General features: G+C 72.8%; 22 protein-coding genes, 1 tRNA gene and 1 other RNA gene. 7 read left to right on the plus strand and 17 right to left on the minus strand.

Annotation, left to right across the window (positions count from 1 at the left end; all coding sequences use genetic code 11):
* Positions 1-170: 170 nt before the first annotated feature.
* The 3 genes from PED38_RS06970 to PED38_RS06980 are packed head-to-tail and all read left to right on the plus strand — an operon-like array spanning position 171 to position 4,092.
* Positions 171-1,250, plus strand: coding sequence for an extracellular solute-binding protein (locus PED38_RS06970; protein ID WP_270980507.1), 1,080 nt, complete (start codon positions 171-173; stop codon positions 1,248-1,250).
* Entirely contained in the window at positions 1,250-2,278 is a 1,029-nt protein-coding gene (locus PED38_RS06975) for an ABC transporter ATP-binding protein (RefSeq protein WP_270980508.1), read from the plus strand. Before PED38_RS06970 ends, PED38_RS06975 begins: the two co-directional genes overlap by 1 nt.
* Before the next feature lie 2 nt (positions 2,279-2,280).
* Positions 2,281-4,092 (plus strand): ABC transporter permease, encoded by a 1,812-nt coding sequence (locus PED38_RS06980; RefSeq protein ID WP_270980509.1) that lies wholly within the window; start codon positions 2,281-2,283, stop codon positions 4,090-4,092.
* 94 nt (positions 4,093-4,186) lie between these two features.
* Here the strand turns inward: PED38_RS06980 and ssrA are convergent.
* From ssrA to prfB, 5 genes are all read right to left on the minus strand, one after another.
* Positions 4,187-4,562: a transfer-messenger RNA gene (gene ssrA, locus PED38_RS06985) on the minus strand.
* 148 nt (positions 4,563-4,710) lie between these two features.
* Entirely contained in the window at positions 4,711-5,187 is a 477-nt protein-coding gene (smpB, locus tag PED38_RS06990) for an SsrA-binding protein SmpB (RefSeq protein ID WP_012037997.1), read from the minus strand.
* 66 nt (positions 5,188-5,253) lie between these two features.
* On the minus strand, positions 5,254-6,171 hold the full coding sequence (ftsX, locus tag PED38_RS06995) for a permease-like cell division protein FtsX (protein ID WP_270980510.1): 918 nt from the start codon (positions 6,169-6,171) through the stop codon (positions 5,254-5,256).
* On the minus strand, positions 6,168-7,781 hold the full coding sequence (gene ftsE, locus PED38_RS15875; protein ID WP_333720441.1) for a cell division ATP-binding protein FtsE: 1,614 nt from the start codon (positions 7,779-7,781) through the stop codon (positions 6,168-6,170). Before ftsE ends, ftsX begins: the two co-directional genes overlap by 4 nt.
* A 75-nt stretch (positions 7,782-7,856) precedes the next feature.
* Positions 7,857-8,960 carry a peptide chain release factor 2 gene (gene prfB, locus PED38_RS07005; protein WP_063070114.1) on the minus strand — a complete coding sequence of 368 codons (1,104 nt, stop codon included), beginning with the start codon at positions 8,958-8,960 and terminating at the stop codon, positions 7,857-7,859.
* 66 nt (positions 8,961-9,026) lie between these two features.
* On the opposite strand from prfB, the gene PED38_RS07010 reads away from it, so the two are divergent.
* Positions 9,027-10,325, plus strand: coding sequence for an MFS transporter (locus PED38_RS07010; RefSeq protein WP_270980511.1), 1,299 nt, complete (start codon positions 9,027-9,029; stop codon positions 10,323-10,325).
* Positions 10,326-10,415: 90 nt separating this feature from the next.
* Here PED38_RS07010 and PED38_RS07015 read toward each other — a convergent pair whose 3' ends face one another.
* The 8 genes from PED38_RS07015 to xylB all read right to left on the minus strand — a co-directional run bounded on the left by PED38_RS07015 (position 10,416) and on the right by xylB (position 16,526).
* Positions 10,416-10,952, minus strand: coding sequence for a pilus assembly protein TadG-related protein (locus PED38_RS07015; RefSeq protein ID WP_270980513.1), 537 nt, complete (start codon positions 10,950-10,952; stop codon positions 10,416-10,418).
* On the minus strand, positions 10,949-11,404 hold the full coding sequence (locus PED38_RS07020) for a hypothetical protein (protein ID WP_063070111.1): 456 nt from the start codon (positions 11,402-11,404) through the stop codon (positions 10,949-10,951). The genes PED38_RS07015 and PED38_RS07020 overlap by 4 nt, the downstream gene beginning before the upstream one ends.
* The gene (locus PED38_RS07025; RefSeq protein WP_063070110.1) at positions 11,379-11,756 is read right to left on the minus strand and encodes a TadE/TadG family type IV pilus assembly protein; all 378 of its coding nucleotides are present in this window, start codon (positions 11,754-11,756) and stop codon (positions 11,379-11,381) included. Before PED38_RS07025 ends, PED38_RS07020 begins: the two co-directional genes overlap by 26 nt.
* Positions 11,756-11,950, minus strand: a complete 195-nt coding sequence (locus tag PED38_RS07030) for a hypothetical protein (protein ID WP_063070109.1) — start codon at positions 11,948-11,950, stop codon at positions 11,756-11,758. The genes PED38_RS07025 and PED38_RS07030 overlap by 1 nt, the downstream gene beginning before the upstream one ends.
* 34 nt (positions 11,951-11,984) lie before the next feature.
* Positions 11,985-12,935 (minus strand): type II secretion system F family protein, encoded by a 951-nt coding sequence (locus PED38_RS07035; RefSeq protein ID WP_063070108.1) that lies wholly within the window; start codon positions 12,933-12,935, stop codon positions 11,985-11,987.
* Positions 12,932-13,795 (minus strand): type II secretion system F family protein, encoded by an 864-nt coding sequence (locus PED38_RS07040; protein ID WP_063070107.1) that lies wholly within the window; start codon positions 13,793-13,795, stop codon positions 12,932-12,934. The genes PED38_RS07035 and PED38_RS07040 overlap by 4 nt, the downstream gene beginning before the upstream one ends.
* Positions 13,792-15,024, minus strand: a complete 1,233-nt coding sequence (locus tag PED38_RS07045; RefSeq protein WP_063070106.1) for a CpaF family protein — start codon at positions 15,022-15,024, stop codon at positions 13,792-13,794. Before PED38_RS07045 ends, PED38_RS07040 begins: the two co-directional genes overlap by 4 nt.
* A gap of 68 nt (positions 15,025-15,092) precedes the next feature.
* Positions 15,093-16,526 carry a xylulokinase gene (xylB, locus tag PED38_RS07050; protein WP_270980518.1) on the minus strand — a complete coding sequence of 478 codons (1,434 nt, stop codon included), beginning with the start codon at positions 16,524-16,526 and terminating at the stop codon, positions 15,093-15,095.
* A gap of 32 nt (positions 16,527-16,558) precedes the next feature.
* On the opposite strand from xylB, the gene PED38_RS07055 reads away from it, so the two are divergent.
* The 3 genes from PED38_RS07055 (at position 16,559) to PED38_RS07065 (ending at position 18,504) form a co-directional block, all read left to right on the plus strand.
* Positions 16,559-16,640: transfer RNA gene (locus tag PED38_RS07055), tRNA-Leu, on the plus strand.
* A gap of 83 nt (positions 16,641-16,723) precedes the next feature.
* Entirely contained in the window at positions 16,724-17,647 is a 924-nt protein-coding gene (locus PED38_RS07060; protein WP_270980519.1) for a pyridoxal-phosphate dependent enzyme, read from the plus strand.
* Between the two features lie 128 nt (positions 17,648-17,775).
* On the plus strand, positions 17,776-18,504 hold the full coding sequence (locus tag PED38_RS07065; protein WP_063070103.1) for a DedA family protein: 729 nt from the start codon (positions 17,776-17,778) through the stop codon (positions 18,502-18,504).
* Positions 18,505-18,576: 72 nt separating this feature from the next.
* Here the strand turns inward: PED38_RS07065 and PED38_RS07070 are convergent, their stop codons facing one another.
* The 4 genes from PED38_RS07070 to murI all read right to left on the minus strand — a co-directional run bounded on the left by PED38_RS07070 (position 18,577) and on the right by murI (position 21,832).
* Positions 18,577-19,494, minus strand: coding sequence for a cation diffusion facilitator family transporter (locus tag PED38_RS07070; RefSeq protein WP_063070102.1), 918 nt, complete (start codon positions 19,492-19,494; stop codon positions 18,577-18,579).
* 90 nt (positions 19,495-19,584) lie between these two features.
* The gene (locus tag PED38_RS07075) at positions 19,585-20,193 is read right to left on the minus strand and encodes a non-canonical purine NTP pyrophosphatase (RefSeq protein ID WP_270980520.1); all 609 of its coding nucleotides are present in this window, start codon (positions 20,191-20,193) and stop codon (positions 19,585-19,587) included.
* A gap of 11 nt (positions 20,194-20,204) precedes the next feature.
* On the minus strand, positions 20,205-20,942 hold the full coding sequence (gene rph, locus PED38_RS07080; RefSeq protein WP_063070100.1) for a ribonuclease PH: 738 nt from the start codon (positions 20,940-20,942) through the stop codon (positions 20,205-20,207).
* The gene (gene murI / locus PED38_RS07085; protein WP_270980522.1) at positions 20,939-21,832 is read right to left on the minus strand and encodes a glutamate racemase; all 894 of its coding nucleotides are present in this window, start codon (positions 21,830-21,832) and stop codon (positions 20,939-20,941) included. Before murI ends, rph begins: the two co-directional genes overlap by 4 nt.
* Positions 21,833-21,834: the final 2 nt, after the last annotated feature.

Genomic DNA, 21,834 nt, shown 5'->3' on the forward strand with positions numbered 1-21,834 from the left:
AGCTTGCTCCCCAGGTGAGGGAATCGTCTCCGGTGTCCCTATGCTGAACAGCGAGCCAACAGCGACCGCCGGACCGGGCCGCCGCGGATCCCGCTCCTAGGGTGGGGACTTCGCGCCGGAACGGCGCGCCGCCCGCGAGCACGCCGACGTGCTCCCTCCGAGAGGACACCATGAAGAACCGCGCCCGCCGTCTCACCGCCTCCCTCGCCGCCGTCGTCGCGGCCGGGCTCGCCCTCTCCGGATGCGGATCATCGGGCGGCGGCAGCGCGGATCCCGGCGCCTCCCCCGCCTCGGGCGACACCCTCATCGTCTACACGAACTCCAACGGCGACGGCCGCGGGGACTGGGTCACGGCCGAGGCGGCCAAGGCGGGCTTCGACATCCAGATCGTGGGCCTCGGCGGCGCCGACCTCGCGAACCGCATCGTCGCGGAGAAGAACAACCCCGTCGGGGACGTGGTGTTCGGCCTCAACAACATGTACTTCGAGAACCTCAAGGCGGAGGACGCCATCACGGCGTACACGCCCGCGTGGTCCGGCGAGGTCGACCAGGCCTCGGGCGACCCCGACGGCGGCGCCTACTGGCCGCTCGTGGAGCAGGCCATCGTCACGGTGCACGACGCGAAGCAAACCTCGGGCGGCGACGTGCCGAAGGACGTCACCGACCTGCACTCCTCCGCGTACCAGGGGAAGTACGAGGTCAACACGCGCCTCGGCGAGGCCACGCCGCAGCTCATCCTCGCCGGCCTCCTCGCGCCCTACGCGGACCCCGACGGCGACCTGGGCATCAGCGACAAGGGCTGGCAGGTCGTGAAGGACTACTTCGCGAACGGCTCCCCCGCGGTCGAGGGCACGGACCTCTACGCGCGCCTCTCCCGCGGCGAGGTGTCCTTCGGCACCCTGGCGTCGAGCGGCATCGCGGCGCGCGACGCGCAGTACGGCACCACCACCGAGATCGTGCCCGCGAAGGCCGGCGTCCCGTTCGTGACCGAGCAGATCGCCGAGATCGCCGGCACGAAGAAGGAGGAGCGGGCCCGCGCCTTCATCGACTGGTTCGGCAGCGCCGACGTGCAGGGCGCGTTCGCGGAGAAGTTCTCGAGCTACCCCGTCAACACGACCGCGCGGGAGAAGGCGCTGCCGGCCGTGAAGACGCTCATCGAGTCGCTCGACAAGCAGGACGTCGACTACGGCTTCGTGCGCGAGCACATCGCCGACTGGGTCGAGAAGACCGAGCTGGAGTACCTGCCCTGATGATCCGCTTCGACGACGTCGAGGTGCGCTTCGGCGACCAGGTGGCGATCCCGGGGCTCGACCTGGAGATCCACGAGGGCGAGTTCTTCACCCTGCTCGGGCCGTCGGGCTGCGGCAAGACGACGGCGCTGCGCACGCTCGCCGGCTTCGTCGACCCGAGCCGCGGCGAGGTCGTCATCGACGGGCAGGTCGCCACGCGGCTGCCCAGCGAGAAGCGCCGCGTGGGCATGGTGTTCCAGAACTACGCGCTGTTCCCGAGCATGTCGGTGCGGCAGAACATCGCGTTCGGCCTCACGGTGCGGAAGGCCGGCAAGGCCGAGACCGACCGGCTCGTGCGCGCCATGGCCGATCAGGTCGAGCTGAGCGCGGCCCAGCTCGACAAGAACGTGGCCGAGCTGTCCGGCGGTCAGCAGCAGCGCGTCGCCATCGCGCGGGCGCTCGTGCTGGAGCCGCGGATCCTGCTGCTCGACGAGCCGCTCTCCAACCTCGACGCCAAGCTGCGCGTGCAGCTGCGCGACCAGCTGAAGGGCCTGCAGTCCCGGCTCGGGATCACGACGGTCTACGTCACGCACGACCAGGAGGAGGCGCTCACCATGAGCGACCGCATCGCCGTCTTCGACGCGGGGCGGATCGAGCAGGTCGGGACCCCGGAGGACATCTACGACCGCTCGGCCACCGAGTTCGTCGCGACCTTCGTCGGGGCGATCAACGCGCTCGGCCCGTCCACGGTCGCCCGCCTCCGCGACGCGGGGGCGCCGGGCCTCGACGCCTCGAGCCGCGCCTACGTGCGGCTCGAGCGCGTGTCGGTGGATCCGCGCGGATCCGCGGTGACCGACGCCAGCCGCGTCCGCCTCGACGGCGTGGTGGCCGAGCGCAAGTACCACGGGTCCTACAGCACGTACCGGGTCGACCTCGGGGACGACGCCGTCGAGGCGCTCGTGGCCGAGACGGGCGCCGCGCCCCTCGCGCCCGGCGCCGAGGTCGTCGTGGGCATCGACCCGGCCGCGATCCTGCGGTACCGGTCGTAGCCGTGCGCACCCCCGTCCGCGCGCTGCTGCGCTCCCCCCTCGGCGTCGTGGTGCTCATCGCCGCGCTGTGGTTCATCGTCACGTTCCTGGTGTTCCCGAACGCCAACCTGCTGATCACGACGTTCTTGCCCGACGGGTCGTTCAGCGGGCGGGCGCTCGAGAAGCTCGTCAGCTCCGACCGGGCGATGCGGAGCGTCGGCAACAGCCTGCTGCTCGCCGTGACCCTCGCGATCACCGTCAACGTGGTCGGCATCTTCATCGTGCTGGTCACGGAGTACTTCGTGGTGCGCGGGTCCCGCGTGCTCTGGCTCGGGTACGCCACCACGCTCATCTACGGCGGCATCGTGCTCGCGGCCGGCTACGACTTCATCTACGGACGCTACGGGTTCGTCACGGCCATCGCCCAGCGCGTCGTCCCCGATCTCGACCCCGACTGGTTCTCCGGGTACTTCGCGGTCGTCATCGTGATGACGTTCGCCACCACCACGAACCACATGCTCTTCCTCCGCTCCTCGCTCGCGGCCATCGACCACCAGACCATCGAGGCGGCCCGGAGCATGGGCGCGGGCACCGGCCGGATCCTCTTCCGCATCGTGCTGCCGGCCCTGCGGCCCATGATCTTCGCGGTCACCGTGCTCACGTTCCTCACCGGCCTCGGGGCGCTCACCGCTCCCCTGGTGCTCGGCGGCACGGGCTTCCAGACGGTGGCGCCCATGATCGTCACCTTCTCCAAGAGCACGAGCTCCCGCGACCTCGCGGCGCTGCTCGCCATCGTGCTGGGCGTCGCGACCATCGCGCTGCTGGCGATCATGAACCGCGTCGAGAAGTCGGGCGTGTACTTCTCGGTGGCGAAGGTCGCGACGCCGCTGCAGAAGCAGCGCATCCGGAACCCGATCGTCAACGGCGTCGTGCACGTCGTCGCGTACGTGCTCTTCGTGGTCTACGCCCTGCCCGTCGTGCTCATCGTGCTGTTCTCGTTCCTCGACTCGAAGAGCGTGCAGACGGGCACCATCACGCTCGACTCCTTCACCCTGCGGAACTACGCGACCGTGCTCGGCTCCCCCGACGTGCTGCGCCCGTTCGTCGTGAGCCTCGTCTACAGCGCGCTGGCCGCCGTGATCGTGGTGGCGGGGCTGCTCTTCGTCGCGCGCCTCGTGCAGCGCAACCGCAACTGGGCGACCGCGGCCATCGAGTACCTGCTGCACATCCCGTGGATCCTGCCGACCATCCTCATCGCCCTGGCGCTGCTGCAGACCTTCGACCGGCCGCAGCCGCTCATCGGCGGGCAGGTGCTCACGGGCACGACGTGGCTGCTGCTCGTCGCGTACATCATCGTGAAGGTGCCGTTCACCCTGCGGCTGCTGAAGGCCGCGTTCGCGAGCGTGCCGCAATCGCTCGAGGACGCCGCGCGGATCCTCGGGGCGCGCTCGCTCACGACATTCCGCCGCGTGCTGGTGCCGCTCGTGATCCCGACGGTCGCCGCCATCACGGCGCTCAACTTCAACAGCCTCCTCGACGACTACGACGCCGCGGTGTTCCTCTACCAGCCGCTGTACGAGCCGCTCGGCATCGCCATCAAGGCGAGCACGGAGGGAGAGGCGAACCTCGACTCGATGAGCATCACGTTCGTGTACACGGTGCTCCTCATGATCATCATGGGGCTCACGATGTACCTCGTGTACGGGCGCTCCGGCGGGCGGAAGCGGCGCCGCGGCCGGACCGGCTCGCCCGCGGTGGAGACGACGGCCCCGGCGCTGGCGACGAGCGACCCCGGCGCACCCGCCCCCGCCGCGCCGCGCGCGCCCGTGGGCTGAGACCGGGCAGACGGAAGGCCCCGTCCGGTGGACGGGGCCTTCGTCGCGACCGGACGGATCCGGCCCCTCGACGAGCGTGGGACATGCGACGCGATGGTGGAGATGCGGGGAATCGAACCCCGGTCCACTGCTGTAATCCTGCGCCTTCTACGGGTGTATCCAGGAAAGGCGTCCTGCTCGGCCCCGGAACTTGCTCCTGGCATCTGATCCGACGGGCCCAGCCTCAGTTCGAGTCCCGCGCGGCCCTGAGGCACGACCGCGCAGCGAGCTCCCTTTTCTGACGCCGACTTACCGGTTAGAGAGCATCACCGGGTCGACGGTCCTGTTAGTGCGCTCGCTTAGGCAGCGAGAGCGAAGGACGACTGCTTGTTATTGGCAGTTGTATTTTGCAGAGAGCGTTTACGAGATAGCCCTGCATCCTCGACCCGCTTCTCGCAGTCATTCAGGCAATGTCGAAACCGATCATCCCCATGAACGGCAGAGCGCCTCGAGAGGCACCCGAGCCGGGTCGCATGTTCCACGCTGTCGAGTTGTCAATCGTCGACCGGAGCGAACCCCGGCCAGCCCTCAATGATAGCCGACGCGCGACGCCCGCACCACCGCCGACGGCCGGTGCGCCTACTCGCCGAGCCGGCGGTGCGACGACATGGCGCGATCGGCCTCGCGCTTGTCCTGGCGCTCCCGGAGCGTCTGGCGCTTGTCGTACTCCTTCTTGCCCTTCGCGATGGCGAGCTCCACCTTGGCGCGGCCGTCGACGAAGTAGAGCTGCAGGGGCACGACCGTGTAGCCACCCTCCTTCACCTTGGAGTGGATCTTGAGGATCTGCTCCTTGTGCAGGAGCAGCTTGCGCTTCCGCCTGACCGGGTGGTTGTTCCAGGTGCCCTGGTTGTACTCGGGGATGTGCACCGCGTCGAGCCACGCCTCGCCCGCGTCCACGAAGGCGTAGCCGTCCACGAGGGACGCGCGCCCCTGCCGGAGCGACTTGACCTCGGTGCCCGTGAGCACGAGGCCGGCCTCGTAGGTCGACTCGATGGTGTAGTCGTGGCGAGCCTTGCGGTTGGTCGCCACCACCTTCTCGCCACGTTCCCTGGGCACGGTGGACTCCTCGATGGTTCGGGTGGATGCGCCCGGATCCGGGCAGCCCATCAGCCTACCGGAGGATCAGATCCGCAGGTACCTGCTGATCGCGAAGTTCGCCGAGACCGCGGACAGCACGACGCCCACCGCGAGCAGGATCGGCACCACGAGCAGAGCGTCGTCCATGTTCACCAGGGATATCGACGAGAGGCGCGTGCTCAGGAAGCCCTGCACGAAGAACTTGACGAGCGCCACCGTCGCCGCGCTCGCGAGCACGCTCCCGATGAGCGCCGCGAACACGCCCTCGAGGATGAACGGGGTCTGGATGAAGCGGTTCGACGCCCCGACCAGCCTCATGATGCCCAGCTCCCGTCTCCGCGAGAACGCGGACAGCCGGATGGTGGTGGCGATGAGGAGGGCGGCGGCCACGAGCATGAGGCCGGCGATGCCGACCGCGGTGAGGCTCGCGGCGTTGAGTATGGAGAAGATCTGGTCGAGGTACTGCCGCTGGTCCACCACGTTCTCGACCCCCGCGAGCCCCGAGAGGCTGTCCTTGAGGATGTCGGACTTCGACGGGTCCTTGAGGTTCACCCAGAACGCCTCGTTGAGGAACTCGGGCTGCACCAGCTCGGTGACGGGATCGCCCTTGAACTGCTCCTGGAAGTTCTTGTACGCCGTGTCCTGGTCCTCGAAGTAGTACTTGTCGATGAACGGGGTGAGCGTCGCGCTGTCGAGGCGCTCCTTCACCGCGTCCATCTGCTCCTGCGTGGCCTTGCCGTTCACGCACGTGGCGCTCGGCACCGACGTGTCGGTGCAGAAGTCGATGGCGACCTGGGCGCGGTCGTACCAGTAGTTCTTCATCTGGCCGATCTGCATCTGCAGCAGCACCGCGGCGCCCACGAACGTGAGCGAGATGAAGGTGACGAGCACGACCGACACGACCATGCTGACGTTCCGACGGAGGCCGTGGCCGACCTCGGAGAGGACGAGTCCGAGTCTCATCGCGTGGGCCCCACATCCTGTGCGCCGGTGTCGTCCGGCGACTCGCCGCGGGCGCGGAGCCCCAGCTTCTCGGCCAGACCGAGCTCGGCGAGCTCGGCGTCGTCGCGTCCGTCGGCGGACGCGGTGCCGCCCTGCCCGTCGGACAGGTCGGGCAGGCGGATCACGCCCGTGCCCTCGGGGAGGCGGCGGATGGATCCGGTGCTCGGCGCGGCGGGCGCCGCTCCCCCGCCGTTGCGGCGGCTGGGCGCCCTCGGGGTCGACGCGGCAGGCGGCGCGTCGTCGACCGGCGCGGGCTCCTGGACGGGCTCGCGATCGGGCTCGTGCACGACCGGTACGTCGCGGGACGGCGTCGACTCCGCCGGAGCGGTCCGCTCGCTCTCGGCGACGGGCTCGGCGGCGGGCGCGGGCTCCGCAGCCCGCGCGGGCTCCGCGGCGGGTGCGGGCAGCGGATCCACCCGGGCCGCCTCGGCGAAGGCCGAGGGCGTGGACGCCCGCGCGGCGTCGCGGTCGTCGCGGACCACAGCCTCCTCGCGGACGGGGGTCGTCGCGGGCACGACGGGCACGGCCTGCTCGGGCGCGGGCTCGGTGGGCCCGACCTGCGCGGCCTCCGGTGCGGGCGCGGCGGCGGGCGCCGGAGCGGCCGCGGTCGGCGCCTTCTCCTTCGACGCCGTGCGCGCGGCCTTGGCGGCGGCGGCCTCGCGGGTCGCCTCCTCCCTGGCGCGCACCTTCTCCTCGGCGCGGCGCGCCTTCTCGCGGCGCGCCTGCTCCCGACGCTCCGCGGCGGTCGCGGGAGCGGCGGGCGCAGTGGGCCGGACGGGTGCCGGGAGCGGCGCCGCGGGCACGAACACGGGCGTCGGCGCGGCGATGGGCGGGTGCTCGGGGTTGACGCCGACCGGGTTCTCGGCCGTGCGCGGCAGGTCGATCGCGGACGTCTGGTACTGGCCGCCGAGCTCGTCGCGGACGACCTCGCCGCCGATCAGCTCGATGACCCGCTTCTGCATCTGGTCGACGATGCCGGAGTCGTGGGTGGCCATGATGACCGTGGTGCCGTTGGCGTTGATCCGCTCGAGCACCTGCATGATGCCCGCGCTCGTCAGCGGGTCCAGGTTGCCGGTCGGCTCGTCCGCGAGGAGCACGGCCGGCTTGTTCACCACGGCCCGCGCGATGGCGACGCGCTGCTGCTCGCCGCCGGAGAGCTCGTGCGGGAGGCGCTGCTCCTTGCCCTTGAGGCCCACCATGTTGAGGACGTCGGGGACGGCCTCCTGGATGAAGCCGCGCGACTTGCCGATCACCTGGAGGGTGAAGGCCACGTTGTCGAACACGGACTTGTTCGGGAGCAGCCGGAAGTCCTGGAACACCACCCCCAGGCTGCGCCGGTAGTACGGGACCTTGCGGCTCGACAGCTGGTTCAGCTGCTGGCCCAGGACGTGGATCGTCCCTTGCGTGGGCCGGTCCTCCTTGAGCACGAGACGCAGGAAGCTGGACTTGCCGGACCCGGATGCACCGACGAGGAAGACGAACTCCCCCCGGAGGATCTCGAGGTCGACGGAGCTCAGCGCCGGTCGGGGGTTGCCGGGATACACCTTGGATACGTGGTCGAACCTGATCATGTCGGTACGACCCTAGGCACCAGACCTCCGGAACGCCGCATCGACTCACCGCGGCGGGCGGTCCCCCGGACTCTCTCAGGCGCGGTCGGGCGACTTCCGCCAGCGGATGCCCGCGGAGATGAAGCCGTCGAGGTCGCCGTCGAACACGTTCGACGGGTTGTTGACCTCGTGCTCCGTGCGGAGGTCCTTGACCATCTGGTACGGCGCGAGCACGTAGCTGCGCATCTGGTCGCCCCAGCTCGCCGTGATGTTGCCGGCGAGCTCCTTCTTGGTGGCCGCCTCCTGCTCGCGCTGCACGAGGAGCAGGCGCGACTGCAGCACCCGGAGGGCGGCGGCGCGGTTCTGGATCTGGCTCTTCTCGTTCTGGCAGGTGACGACGATGCCGGTCGGCAGGTGGGTGATGCGCACCGCCGAGTCGGTCGTGTTGACGGACTGGCCGCCGGGGCCGGAGGAGCGGAAGACGTCGACCCGCATGTCGTTCTCGGGGATCTCGACCGACTCGGTCTGCTCGATGAGCGGCACGACCTCGACGGCGGCGAACGACGTCTGGCGCTTGCCCGCGGAGTTGAAGGGGCTCATCCGCACCAGGCGGTGCGTGCCGGCCTCGACCGAGAGCGTGCCGAACGCGTAGGGCGCGTCGATCTCGAACGTGGCGGACTTGATGCCCGCCTCCTCCGCGTAGGACGTGTCGAGCACGGTGGCGGAGTAGTCGTGCTGCTCGGCCCAGCGCAGGTACATGCGCATGAGCATCTCGGCGAAGTCGGCCGCGTCGACGCCGCCGGCGCCCGCGCGGATCGTGACCACGGCGGGGCGCGGGTCGAACTCGCCGTTGAGGAGCGTCTGCACCTCGAGCTCGTCCATGATCTTGGTGATGCCGGCGAGCTCCACGACCGCCTCCTCGGCGGACTCCTCGTCGTCCTTGGCCATCTCGACCAGCACGTCGAGGTCGTCGAGGCGGCGCTGCAGCTCGTCGATGCGCTTCAGCTCCGACTGGCGGTGGCTCAGGTCGCTCGTGACCTTCTGCGCCTTCTCGGTGTCGTCCCAGAGGTCCGGCTCGCCCGCCTGGGCGCTCAGCTCCTCGACCTCCTGCTGCAGGCGCTCGACGCCGACGACCGAGCGGATGTTGGAGTAGGTGTCGCGCAATTCTGTGATCCGCGAAGAGAAGTCCTGGTCGATCATGGTGCCGCCCAGCCTACCGGCAGGCCCGGCGGGGACCCCGGCCGCCCGCGCGTAGGCTCGGGGGCGATGTCCAGCCCCGAGACCCCCTTCTCCCTCCGCGCGGTGGCGCTCCCGGCGCTGCTCCCCGCGCTCCTCTTCTCCATCGGCGAGGGCGCCGTCATCCCCATCATCCCGATCGTCGCGGGCAGCCTCGGCGCCTCGCTCGGCATCGCCGCGTTCATCGGCGGCATGATCATGCTCGGCGAGCTCGTGGGCGACATCCCGAGCGGATCCGTGGTGAGCCGCATCGGCGAGCGGACCGCGATGATCGGTGCCGCCTTCGTCTCCATCGGCGGCCTGGTGCTGTGCCTCCTCGCGCCGAACCCGCTCGTGCTCGGGGTGGGCGTCTTCCTCATCGGCGTCTCGACCGCGGTCTTCGCGCTCGCCCGGCACGCGTTCATGACGAGCTTCGTGCCGCAGGCGTTCCGCGCCCGCGCGCTGTCGACGCTCGGCGGCACGTTCCGCGCCGGGTACTTCGTGGGGCCGTTCCTCGCCGCCGGCGTGATCCACCTGACGGGGGCGTCGCAGTCGGCGTTCGCGATCCACATCGTCGCGTGCCTCGCGGCCGCCGTGACGCTGCTCGTGCTGCCCGACCCCATGGACGTCGTGCGCCGCAACCGCGCGGCCGACCTGCAGAGCGCCGCGCCCGCGTCGGCCGGCGAGCCGCAGGCCGACGAGTCCGTCGCGGGCGCCGCTCCCCCGGCACGGACGTCGGACGGTCTCGCGCGGACGCTGTGGCGGTTCAAGGGCGTGCTCGTGAAGCTCGGCTCGGGCGCCGCACTCATCGGCGCGATGCGCGCGGGCCGCGGCGTGCTCCTCCCCCTGTGGGCCGTGAGCATCGGCATCTCGGACACGAACACGGCGCTCATCATCGGCATCGCGGGCGGCGTGGACTTCGCGCTCTTCTACGCGAGCGGCCAGATCATGGACCGCTTCGGCCGCCTCTGGAGCGCCGTGCCGTCGATGGTCGGCCTCGGCGCCGGCTACCTCGTGCTCGCGCTCACCCCCGACCTGCCGACGAGCGTGCAGTGGTTCATCGGCGTCGCCATGTTCATGTCGGTCGCGAACGGGATCGGCTCGGGGATCCTCATGACCCTCGGCGCCGACCTCGCCCCGAAGGAGGACCCGGCCCCCTTCCTCGGCGCCTGGCGTTTCACGGGCGACGCCGGCAGCGCCGCGTCCCCGCTCCTCATCGCCGCGCTCACGGGTGCCGCGTCGCTCGCCGTCGCCAGCGGCGTGATGGGGGTGCTCGGGCTCATCGGCGCCGGGATCCTCGTGCGGTACGTGCCCAGGTACGTCCCGCGGAAGCCGCGGCCCGCGTGCTGACAGGGCTCGGGCGGACCGCCGTGGCGGCGAGCCAGCCTGATCAGTACCACCGCGCGGCGTCGCCCGGGCCGCCTGGGCGCCGGAGACCGCTCAGCCCCCTCCCACGGGTCCCGGCGTCGCCGCGCCCGGGCCCACGAGCACGCCGCGGGCCGTGCTCGTCACGTCGATGCGGATGCCGTCCGGCACGAGCAGCGAGGCGACCGGCGGGATCCACGTGCTCGACAGGGTGACGCGAGCGCTGCGGCCGTCGGGCGAGGTGGCGCCGTCGACCCGCAGGTCGTGCAGGCCGGCCGTCGGCTCCTCGGCGAGGAACCGCGTGACGGTGTCGGCCACCCCCGCGTCCGTCAGCACCGGATGCGGCGCACCGCCGGAGTCGGCGCCGAGGGCTCCCGGATCGACGGGGCCGTCGACGTCGAAGGACTCGGCGCCGGCGAGCGCGGCGGCGTCCGCGAGGTCGGAGAGCCGGACGCGCTCGAGGTAGAGGGAGGACGCCGCCGAGACCATGAGGATCACGGCGAGCCCGAGGGCGCACGCCGCGATCACGAGCAGGAGGATCGACCCGTCGTCGTCCCTCGCGCCCGCGCCGAGCAGCCCGGGTGCCCGGCCGTCGCGGATGCGCCGGATCACGGCGCGCTCCGCGCGAAGACGGAGACGCGCTCGTCGGCCGCGCCGGCGACGACCACGGCTCCCGGCGTGTCGGGCCCCAGGGCCGGCGGAGCGAGCGGCAGCCCGGCGGAGACGCGCACGGAGACGTGCACGAGGGAGCGCGGGACGTGGCATGCGCGCGGATCCGGCGTGCAGGTGATGTCGAGGACGATGCCCGTGGGCGGCACGCCCTGGTCGGCGAGGGCGACCTCGACGGCGGCCTCCGCCTCCCGGCGCCCGGCGGCGTCGTCGGCGGCGCGGACGTACACGCGGACCGCCTGCCGCGCGGCCCCCTCGGTGGCGAGCGCCGCGCCCTGGATCGCCGACAGGGCGAGCACCAGGTAGACGAGCGGCACGAGCAGCAGCACGCCGGCGGTGATGAACTCGAGCGCGGCCGACCCGCGGTCGTCAGTCCAGGCGCTCCACGGCCGCATGCCCCGTCACCTCCAGCCCGCGGTCGACGCCGAGGAGGCCGAGCAGCGGGAGCGTGGTGCGCACGGTGACGCTGACGACCGGGTGGCCGAGCACGGTGCCGGTCGCCGCGGTCACGTCCCCCGCGTACCGCTCGCCGACGGCCGCCGCGATGAGGTCGTGCGTGCGCTCGACCCCCTGCCCGCGCGTCGAGCCGGCGAGCGCCGCGACCCGCGCTCCCTCGGCGGCAGCATCGAGCACGGTCGTGCGCACGTGCAGCGCGAGGGCGAGCTGCACGACCGACAGGGCGAGGACGACCAGCAGCGCGCCGACCATGACGAACTCGGCCGGAGCCGAGCCGCGGTCGTCGCGCATCAGAAGGACGTGACCCGGTCGATGGCCTGGGTGAAGACGTTCTGGAGCAGGGGGCCGGCGACGCCCCAGAGGATGATGACGAGCCCGGCGGTCATCAGGGTGATGAGCACCCAGCCCGGCACGTCGCCCCGGTCGTCGTCCAGGCCGACGCCGGGTGCCGTGGTCGTGTCGATGCCTGCGGGTGGACGGGTCATGTCGTGCCTCTCGTTCGGTGATGGTGGTGGCGCGCTACAGCCCGAGCTGCAGCACGAAGACGCCCGGGAAGAGGGCGAAGACGATGGTGAGCGGGAGGATCAGGAACACCAGGGGCACGAGCATCCCCACCTCCTTGCGGCCGGCGCTCTCGAGGAGCTCGCGCTTGGCGACCTCCCGCGCGTCCTGCGCCTGCGCGCGGAGCACCTCCGCGAGCGGCGTGCCCCGCTCGAGCGAGCCCGCGAGCTGGTCGACCAGGCGCGACACCGCCGGGAGCGCCAGCCGACGCGCGAGGTCGTCGAAGGCGCGCGCGACGGGGATGCCCGTGCCCACGTCGCCGACCACGCGTCCGAGCTCGGCGGCCAGCTCGCCGGAGCCCACGCGCGCGACGCGGCGGAGGGCATCGAGCAGGCCCTCCCCCGCGGCGAGGCTGAGCGCGAGGAACTCCAGCACCGTCGGCAGCTCGGCCGAGATGCGGGCCAGGCGCCGCTTTGCGCGCCGCTCGAGCGCCGAGTCGCAGAGCACGAGCCCCGTGATGCCGCCCACGACGGGGACGACCACCAGCTGCGCCTGCGGGAGCGATCCTGCGAGGAGGGCGGCGCCTGCGATCACGGCCGAGGAGAGGGCGCCGAGGGCGGCGCCCAGGACGAGGCCGACCAGCTGCCGAGAGCGGTGCCGCTCCACGTCGTCCGCAGATCCCGACTGCGACAGGAGCCGCTCGATGCGCTCCGTGCCGCCGAGCACGCGCGAGAGCCCGCGGCGCAGGGGCACGACCGCGGGGGCGCCGAGGGTGCCGAGGACCGGGAGCGGATGGACGGTGGTGAGCGCGAGGTGGCGGCGCGCCCCGTCGGAGACGTCGAGCACATGCGGCGCCACGCGGTCGAGCAGGCGCGCCCGACGCAGCCTCGGCACCGCTCCGAGCATGGTCCAGAGGCCGAGGCCGGCGACGAGCCCGAGCACGGCGCCCCAGGACTCGACGCCCGTCACGCGAACCACCTCCGGTCCTCGGGGAGGCGGCCGAGGGCGAGCATCACCCGGTAGGCCACAGCGGACACGGCGAGCCCGATCACGATGACGACCGTGCCGGTGGGCGTGTCGTAGGCGGCGACCGCTTCCGAGCGGGTGGAGAGGAGCGCCAGGATGATCCACGGCGCGGCGACGCCCAGCTTCGCCGCGTTGACGACCCACGACTGGCGAGCCTCCGCCTCGCTGCGGATGGCGGCCTCCTCCCGCAGGAAGCGTGCGAGCCCGCGGAGCACGTCGGGCAGCTCGGTGCCGCCGACCTCGCGGGCCATGCGGAGGGTCTCGAGGATCCGGTCGGCCGTGGGATCCGCGAGGCGCGCCTTGAGCTCGTCGAGGGCGACGGCGAAGCTGCCCGTGGTGCGGTTGTCGGCGGCGAACGCGCGGAAGGCCGGTCGCAGCACGGCCGGCCCGGCCTCAGCGAGCGAGGCGACCGCGTCCGGCAGGCCCATGCCGGCGCGCACCGCGCTCACGAGGTGGTCGACGACGTCGGGCCAGACGGCGCGGTACGCCCGGCGACGCGACGCCGACCGCGCGCCCACCGCGATCCACGGGAGGGCGGTGCCCGCGACCCCCGCCGCGACGGCGGCGCCGTCCACGCGCAGCAGCGCCTCCACCAGCACACCGGCCGCGAGGCCGACGAGCGCGGAGATCGCGAGGAAGGAGCTGACGGAGACCTTCGCGAGGCCCGCGTGGGTCAGGCGGTCGTGCACCGCATCCGCCGCTCCTCTGCGCCCTCCCGATGCCTCGGGCGTCCCGGGCCACAGCCGCGGGGCGAGCATGAGCACCAGGCCGGCGCCGAGGGCGAGGCCGAGCGCGATCCTCACGGCGCCCCCACCAGCACGCGGAGCGGATCGAGCCCCGCGGCGTGGTACTTGGCGAGGTGGGCCGGCTGGCCGCCCGTCGCGGTGAGCACGCCGTCATCCAGCGCGAAGACCGAGCTGGCCTCGATGACCATGCCGGTATGGCGGCCGCCGGGCGCGAGGATCTCGACCACGCGGCGGGCACCCGAGGGCCGCACCTCGAGGTGCACGACGAGGTCGACCGAGCTCGCGACCGTGGGCACCACGAACGCCGAGTCGATGTTGCGGCCGGCGAGCAGCGGCAGCGTGCACATCTTCACGAGCGCCTCGCGCGCGCTGTTGGCGTGGAGGGAGCACATGCCCGGAACGCCCGAGTTCAGCGCGATGAGGAGGTCGAGGCACTCGGCCTCGCGCACCTCGCCGACGACGAGCCGGTCGGGCCGCATCCGCAGCGCCTCCTTGATGAGGCGCCGGAGCGTGATCTCGCCCGAGCCCTCGAGGCTCGGCTGCCGGCACTGCATGGCCACGACGTCCCGACCCGCGGGATCGAGCTCGAACGTCTCCTCGACCGTGACGATGCGGTCGGAGGCGCGGGCGGCGGACAGCAGCGCATCGATCATGGTGGTCTTGCCGGTGTGGGTGGCCCCGCTCACGACGATGGACAGCCCGGCCCGCACGCTCATGCGCAGGAACTCCGCGGCCTGCAGCGGCAGGCTGCCGAGCGCCACGAGGTGGTCGAGGTCCCGGATCCGCCGGGAGAACTTGCGGATGTTCACCGCCCAGTGTCGGCGCGTGACGTCCGGGATGACCACGTGCAGGCGCGACCCGTCGGGCAGGGACGCGTCGACGAACGGCGTGGAGAGGTCGACGCGGCGGCCGGAGGACTGCAGCATCCGCTCGACGAGGTCGCGCACCTCCGCGTCTGAGAGGACGAGCGAGGTCAGCTCCGGGACGCCCGAGCGGGCCACGAACACGCGCGTGGGCGCGTTGATCCAGATCTCCTCGATCGTGTCGTCATCGAGCAGCGGCTGCAGGGCGCCGAAGCCCGTGATGCGCGCCAGCACCTCGCGCTCGGTCGCGGACTCGTCGTCGAGGAGGCGCACATCGGATCCGAGCGCCTGCTCCGCGAAGCGCCGAACCTCCTCGCGCACCACGGCCGCCGTGCCCGCGGCGTCGGGAGCAGCCTCGTCGCGCAGGCGCTCCCGCACGCGTCCGGAGATGATGTCGAGGGGCGTCCGCGTCTGCACCCGCACAGGATGCTGATCAGGACCCGATCCCGCACGGGCCGTCCACAGGTCGCGCCGCTACGGCACGACCGGCCTCAGTACCCCAGCTCCGCCTTCGCCGCCGCGTACGCCTGGCGCACCGCGGGCACGCCCGGCGCGTCGAAGACCTCGTCGCCCGCGAGGGGCCACTCGGGGACGCTGCCCGTGAGGATCCACGCGGCCTGCTTCGCGGCGCCGTCGGCGACGAACTCGCCGGCGTCCGGCACGTGGATCGGGACGCCGAAGATCGTCGGCGCGATCTCCCGCACCGCACGGCTCTTCGCCCCGCCGCCGATGAGGAGCACGCGCTCCACCTCGACGCCCTGGCGCGTGATCGCGTCGAGGCCGTCGGCCAGGCCGCACAGCATGCCCTCGACGTGCGCGCGGGCCATGGTCGCCGGCGTCGAGTTGCGGAGGGTCATGCCGTGCAGCGACGCCGTCGCGTCGGGGAGGTTCGGGGTGCGCTCGCCCTCGAAGTAGGGCAGGAGCACGAGGCCGTCGGATCCCGCGGGGGCCTCGAGCGCGAGGTCCGACAGCCTCGCGTGGTCGACGCCGAGGAGGCGCGCGCCGCCGTCGAGCACGCGGGCCGCGTTGAGGGTCGCGATGAGCGGGAGGAAGTTGCCCGTGGCGTCCGCGAAGCCCGCGACCGTGCCGGACGCGTCGGTGATGGGATCCGCCGTGACGGCGAACACCGTGCCGGACGTGCCGATGGAGACGACGACGTCGCCCGGCACCGCGCCGAGGCCGAGCGCGGCGGCCGCGTTGTCGCCCGCGCCGGGGCCGACGGGGATGTCGGCCGGGACGCCGGGGATGCCGCCACCCGTGACGCCGGCGGACTCGCCGGGGCCGAGCACGCGCGGCAGGCCGACGACGCGGCCGAGCGCGCGCTCCAGCAGGTCGAGGCGGTACTCCCCCGTGACGCTCGACCAGTACGCGGTGCCGCTCGCGTCGGAACGGTCGGTGGAGAGGGCGGCGAGGTCCGGGGATCCGACGCCGTGGCCGAGGAGACGCCAGGTCAGCCAGTCGTGCGGGAGGGCGACGGCCGCGACGCGGGCCGCGTTCTCGGGCTCGGCGTCGCGCAGCCAGCGGAGCTTGGTGGCGGTGAAGGACGCGACGGGGACGACGCCCAGGGCGCTCGCCCAGGCCTCGGCGCCGAGCTCGTCGCGGAGGTCGGCGGCGGCCTGGGCGGATCGCGTGTCGTTCCAGAGGAGCGCGTCGCGGACGACGGCGCCGGCCTCGTCGAGGCAGACCATGCCGTGCTGCTGGCCGCCGACGGAGACGGCGGCGACGTCGTCGAGTCCGCCCGCATCGGCGATCGCGGCGAGGAGGGCGTCCCACCAGCGGGCGGGATCCACCTCCGAGCCGTCGGGGTGGGACGCGCGGCCGGAGCGCACGAGGGCGCCCGATTCGAGGTCGCGGACGACCACCTTGCAGCTCTGCGTGGAGGAGTCGATGCCTGCTACCAGTGTCTTCGTTGTCACGATCAACATATTAGGGGGCGTCCTAAGCTGGTCGGGCACCCGCGGGAGTGGTGGAATCGGTAGACACGCAGGATTTAGGTTCCTGTGCTTTCGAGCGTGAGGGTTCAAGTCCCTTCTCCCGCACGAGGACGCGGCCCGCCCGCCCACGATCGACGGGGAGCGGATCCGTGCCGCCGCGACGCTCCGACCCGCGACGAGGAGCACCCGTGGACGACCGCCTCCGCCTCTGGACCGAACCGACGCCCGTGCACCCCGTGCCGCGGCTCGCCGAGGCCGTCGGGCTCCGGCCCGACCGGCTGCTGATGAAGCGGGACGACCTCATCGGCTGGGGCGGCGGCGGCAACAAGGCCAGGAAGCTCGAGCGCTCACTCGGGCGCGCGGTCGCACGCGGGGCGGACACCGTCGTCACCACGGGCGCCGCGCAGAGCAACCACGCGCGCATGACGGCCGCGGCCGGCGCCGCCCTCGGGCTCGACGTCGTGCTCGTGCTCGAGGGGCACGCGGTCGCGGAGCGCGGCAACGTGCTGCTCGACGCGCTGTACGGGGCGCGGATCGTCTGGTCGGGGGACGAGAGCGCCGAGACGCGCGCCGGGTCCGTCGTAGCGGCGCTCGAGTCGGCGGGCGCGCGCGTCCACCGGGTGGCGTTCGGCGGATCCGACGCGCACTCCGTGCAGGGCTTCGTCGACGCGGGCCGCGAGCTGACGGCGCAGGTCGGCGAGGTCGACCACGTGGTGGTCGCGCTCGGCTCCGGCGGGACCATGGCCGGCCTCGTCGAGGCCCTCGGCCCCGAGCGCGTCCTCGGCGTGCACTGCGGGGCCGTCGCCGAGCCGCGCGACGTGGTCGCGGGGTTCCTCGCGGAGCGCGGCACGGGCATCTCCGCCGACCGGCTCCGCATCGACGCGGGCCGCGTCGGCCCCGGGTACGCGCACCTCACCGAGGACGCGCGCGCCGCGCTGACCCTCGTCGCCCGGACCACCGGGATCCTCCTCGACCCCACCTACACCGCGCGGGCTGCCGCCGGGCTGGTCCAGGCGGTGCGCGCCGGTTCCATCGGTCCGGACGACCGCGTCGTGCTCTGGCACTCCGGCGGCGTGCCCGGCCTGTTCGGGCACGCCGAGCTCGGCAGCTGAGGACGCGGCGCCCCTCGACCGGGGGGTGACGGGAACTCGGCGCGCTCGCGGCGGCTCCCGTTATCCTGGGCTCTGCCGCCGGTCGATCGATCCCGTCGTCGCGGCCCACCACGACTGGAGCCCCACACGTGCATCCCCAGCTCTTCGACTTCCTCGACTCGACGACCCTCATCGAGTCGTTCGGGGGATTCGCCCTCGTCGGGATCTGCCTCATCATCTTCGCCGAGACCGGCCTGCTCTTCGGCTTCCTCTTCCCAGGCGACACGCTGCTGGTCATCGCGGGCCTCACGCTCCCCGGCATCACGGGCATCGACATCTGGTGGATCTGCCTCGCCATCGCGTTCTCGGCGTTCGCGGGCGGAGAGGTCGGGTACCTCATCGGCCACAAGGCGGGCCCCCGGGTCTTCGAGCGCAAGGACTCCGGCATCTTCAGCCGACAGAACGTGGTGCGCACGAACGCGTTCTTCGCCCGGTTCGGCGGACTCGCGGTCATCGCGGCGCGCTTCGTGCCGATCATCCGCACGTTCGCGCCCATCGCCGCGGGCGTCGGCCACATGGACTACCGCAAGTACTCCTTCTACAACGCCATCGGCGCCATCATCTGGGGCGCCGGGCTCACCTACCTCGGACACCTGCTCAACGGCTTCCCGCCCATCCGCGACTTCGTCACGCACTACATCGACTACGTGCTGCTCGGCGCGGTCGTCGTCACCGCGGTGCCCACCCTGATCCACTTCCTCCGCGCCCGCAAGCACGCGCGCGACGAGGAGGCGGCCGGCGTCGCGCACGACGGCGAGGACCTCGCGCTGGCGCCCGAGAGCTTCGACCAGGACGCCACGAACGATCCCCGGCGCTGAGGCGCTCCCCGACGGCGGATCCGCCGGGCTGAGGGGCGGCTGCCGGCGCACGCGCGGCCGCGACCGCCCGCGTCAGACGTGGTGGCGGTGCTCGTGCCCCGCGTGCTCCGCCGGCTCCAGCTGGAACGTGCTGTGCTCCACGTCGAAGTGGTCGTCGAGGCAGCTGGCGAGCCGGTCGAGCAGCTCGCCCGTCCTGCCCTCGCGGAACACCTCCTGCTCGACGACGACGTGGGCGGTGAAGACGGGCGAACCCGAGGTGATGGCCCACACGTGCACGTCGTGCACCGCCGTGACGCCGGGGGTCTCGAGCAGGTGGGCGCGGATCCGCTCGGGCTCGGTGCCCACGGGCGTCGACTCGGCGAGCACCCGCAGCACGTCCCGCAGCAGCACCACGGCGCGCGGGACGATGAGCGCGGCGATGACGAGGGACGCGATCGCGTCGGCGCGGCCGAAGCCCGTGAGCGCGATGACGAGCCCGGCGACGATGGTCGCGACGGAGCCGAACGCGTCGCCGAGCACCTCGAGGTACGCGCCGCGCAGGTTGATCGAGCGCTCCGCTCCCCCGCGCAGCACGAGGAGCGCGGCGACGTTGGCGACGAGGCCCAGCGCCGCGGCCGCCAGCATCACGCCCGGGTCGATCTCGGGGCCCTCCGGCGCGAGCAGCCGCTGGACGCCCTGCACGGCCACATAGACCGCGACGACCGCCAGGATCAGGCCGTTGACGAGCGCGCCGAGCACCTCGCCGCGCTGGAAGCCGAAGGTGTGCCGGTCGGTCGCGGGTCGGGCGGCGACGATCGTGGCGACCAGCGCGATGCCGAGGCCGAGGAGGTCGCTCGTCATGTGGCCCGCGTCCGCGAGGAGGGCCAGGGACCCCGAGACGAGCGCGCCGACCACCTCGACCACGAGCACGAGGGCGGTGATCCCGAGGGCGACGACGAGGCGACGACGGTCGGTGGTGGCCGCGCCGTGGTCGTGCGGTCCGGGGGCCATGCGTCCACCGTACGGGCCCGCGGCCATGCGGAACCAGCCGGCACCGCAGTCGGGAACGACTCCCGCTCTCAGCAGCTCCGGGAGAGCGCCTCAGTCCTCGCCGAGGAGCTCCCGCCGCACCACCGGCATGATGGCGTCGAACGCGAGCGCGCGGTGGCTGACGCGGTTCTTCTCGTCCGCGCTCAGGGCCGCAGCGCTCGCGCCGCCGGTGGCCGGACGGAAGACCGGGTCGTAGCCGAACCCGCCCTCGCCCGCGACCTCGCGGAGCACGGACCCCTCCCACACGCCGACGGCCGTGCGCTCGACGAGGCCGTCGGCCGTCGGCACCACGAGGGCGGCCGCGCACGTGAAGCGCCCGGCGCGATGGGCGTCCGGCACGTCGCCGAGCTGCCAGAGGAGCAGCTCGAGGTTGGCGCGGCTGTCGCGCGCGGGGCCGGCCCAGCGCGCCGAGAAGATGCCGGGCGACCCGCCCAGGATGTCGACGCCGATGCCGGAGTCGTCCGCTAGCGCTGCCCGGCCCGTGTGGAGCGCGGCGGCGCGGGCCTTGATGAGCGCGTTCTCCTCGAAGGTCGTGCCGTCCTCCACGGGCTCCGGGCCGTCGTAGGCGACGAGGTCGATGCCGTCGAGGCGCGCCCCGAGGATCCGGCGCAGCTCCTCGACCTTGTGGGCGTTGTGGGTGGCGAGGACGAGCGGGATCACGGGCGGGATCCTCAGCGCCCGAGCGCCTGCGCCTGCAGGGCGGTGAGCGTGGTGCCTCCGCCGAGCGCGAGGTCGAGGAGGGCGTCGAGCTCGGCGCGGTCGAAGGGCGCGCCCTCGGCCGTGCCCTGGACCTCGACGAACGAGCCGCTGCCGGTCATCACGACGTTCATGTCGGTCTCGGCGCGCACGTCCTCGACGTAGGCGAGGTCGAGCAGCGGCTTCCCGTCGACGATGCCGACGGAGACCGCGGCGACGCTGTCCTTCAGCGGGGTGGCCTTCTGCCCGATGAACTTGCGCTCGCGGCCCCACTCGAGCGCGTCGGCGAGGGCGACGTACGCGCCGGTGATCGCCGCCGTGCGGGTGCCGCCGTCGGCCTGGAGGACGTCGCAGTCGATGACGATCGTGTTCTCGCCGAGCGCCTTCATGTCGACGACGGCGCGGAGGCTGCGGCCGATGAGGCGCGAGATCTCGTGCGTGCGGCCGCCGACCTTGCCCTTGACGGCCTCGCGGTCCATGCGCTCGTTGGTGGCGCGCGGCAGCATCGCGTACTCGGCGGTGACCCAGCCCTGGCCGCTGCCGGCCTTCCAGCGCGGCACGCGGTTGGTGAAGGAGGCGGTGCAGAGGACGCGGGTGCGCCCGAAGGAGATGAGGGCGGATCCCTCGGCCTGCTCGCTCCAGTTCCGCTCGATGGTGATCTCGCGCAGCTGGTCGGCGGTGCGGCCGTCGTGGCGGGGGGTGTCGTCGGTCATGTGCGGCCTCGGCTCGTGTCGGGGGTGGGGGTGCCGTCGTCGGCCGGACGCGTCACCGCGTGCGGACGGGGCGGGCGGGGAAGCTGGATGGCGCCGGTCTCGACGAGCTCGACGTGCGTGACGCCCGTGCCGAGCATCCGGTGCGCGAGCGTCTCGAAGTCGGACGCGCTGCCGCCGGTGGCCTCGTAGCGGATCACCGGGGGCGTGTCGGAGCGGCGCTCGAGGCCCGCGGACACCAGCTCGCGGTAGACGTCCTTGGCGGTCTCGGTGTCGCTCGAGACGAGCGTCACCTCGGGGCCCATGAGCAGCGAGATCGCCCCCTCGAGGAACGGGTAGTGCGTGCAGCCGAGGACGAGCGTGTCGACGCCCGCGGCCTTCAGCGGCGCGAGGTACTCCTCCGCGGCGGCCATGAGCTCGGGGCCGGAGGTCTCGCCGCGCTCGACGAACTCCACGAACCGCGGTGCCTCGGCGGACGTGAGCGCGAGGTGCGGCGCCGCCGCGAAGGCGTCGTCGTAGGCGCGGCTCGTGACCGTGGCGTGCGTGGCGATGACGCCCACGCGGTGGTTGCGGGTGACGCTCACGGCCGTGCGGACGGCCGGCTGGATCACCTCGACGACCGGGATGTCGTACCGCTCGCGCGCGTCCCGCAGCATGGCGGCGGACGCGGTGTTGCAGGCGATGACGAGGAGCTTCACGCCGCGCTCGACGAGGTCGTCGAGCACCGCGAGGGCGTACCGGCGGACGTCGGCGATGGGCTTGTCGCCGTAGGGCGTGTGGGCGGTGTCGCCGATGTAGACGATGGACTCGCGCGGGAGGAGCGTCGTCACGGCGCGGGCGACGGTGAGGCCGCCGACGCCGGAGTCGAAGATCCCGATCGGCGCGTCGCTCATCC

This window comes from Clavibacter sp. CT19 (genome assembly GCF_027858075.1).
Lineage (GTDB): Bacteria > Actinomycetota > Actinomycetes > Actinomycetales > Microbacteriaceae > Clavibacter > Clavibacter tessellarius_A.

Coding starts and splice junctions, on each gene's coding strand:
- PED38_RS06970 (WP_270980507.1), top strand. CDS start 171: ATGAAGAACCGCGCCCGCCGTCTCACCGCCTCCCTCGCCGCCGTCGTC.
- PED38_RS06975 (WP_270980508.1), top strand. CDS start 1,250: ATGATCCGCTTCGACGACGTCGAGGTGCGCTTCGGCGACCAGGTGGCG.
- ftsX (WP_270980510.1), bottom strand. CDS start 6,171: ATGAGACTCGGACTCGTCCTCTCCGAGGTCGGCCACGGCCTCCGTCGG.
- ftsE (WP_333720441.1), bottom strand. CDS start 7,781: ATGATCAGGTTCGACCACGTATCCAAGGTGTATCCCGGCAACCCCCGA.
- prfB (WP_063070114.1), bottom strand. CDS start 8,960: ATGATCGACCAGGACTTCTCTTCGCGGATCACAGAATTGCGCGACACC.
- PED38_RS07010 (WP_270980511.1), top strand. CDS start 9,027: ATGTCCAGCCCCGAGACCCCCTTCTCCCTCCGCGCGGTGGCGCTCCCG.
- PED38_RS07020 (WP_063070111.1), bottom strand. CDS start 11,404: ATGCGGCCGTGGAGCGCCTGGACTGACGACCGCGGGTCGGCCGCGCTC.
- PED38_RS07025 (WP_063070110.1), bottom strand. CDS start 11,756: ATGCGCGACGACCGCGGCTCGGCTCCGGCCGAGTTCGTCATGGTCGGC.
- PED38_RS07030 (WP_063070109.1), bottom strand. CDS start 11,950: ATGACCCGTCCACCCGCAGGCATCGACACGACCACGGCACCCGGCGTC.
- xylB (WP_270980518.1), bottom strand. CDS start 16,526: ATGTTGATCGTGACAACGAAGACACTGGTAGCAGGCATCGACTCCTCC.
- PED38_RS07070 (WP_063070102.1), bottom strand. CDS start 19,494: ATGGCCCCCGGACCGCACGACCACGGCGCGGCCACCACCGACCGTCGT.
- rph (WP_063070100.1), bottom strand. CDS start 20,942: ATGACCGACGACACCCCCCGCCACGACGGCCGCACCGCCGACCAGCTG.
- murI (WP_270980522.1), bottom strand. CDS start 21,832: ATGAGCGACGCGCCGATCGGGATCTTCGACTCCGGCGTCGGCGGCCTC.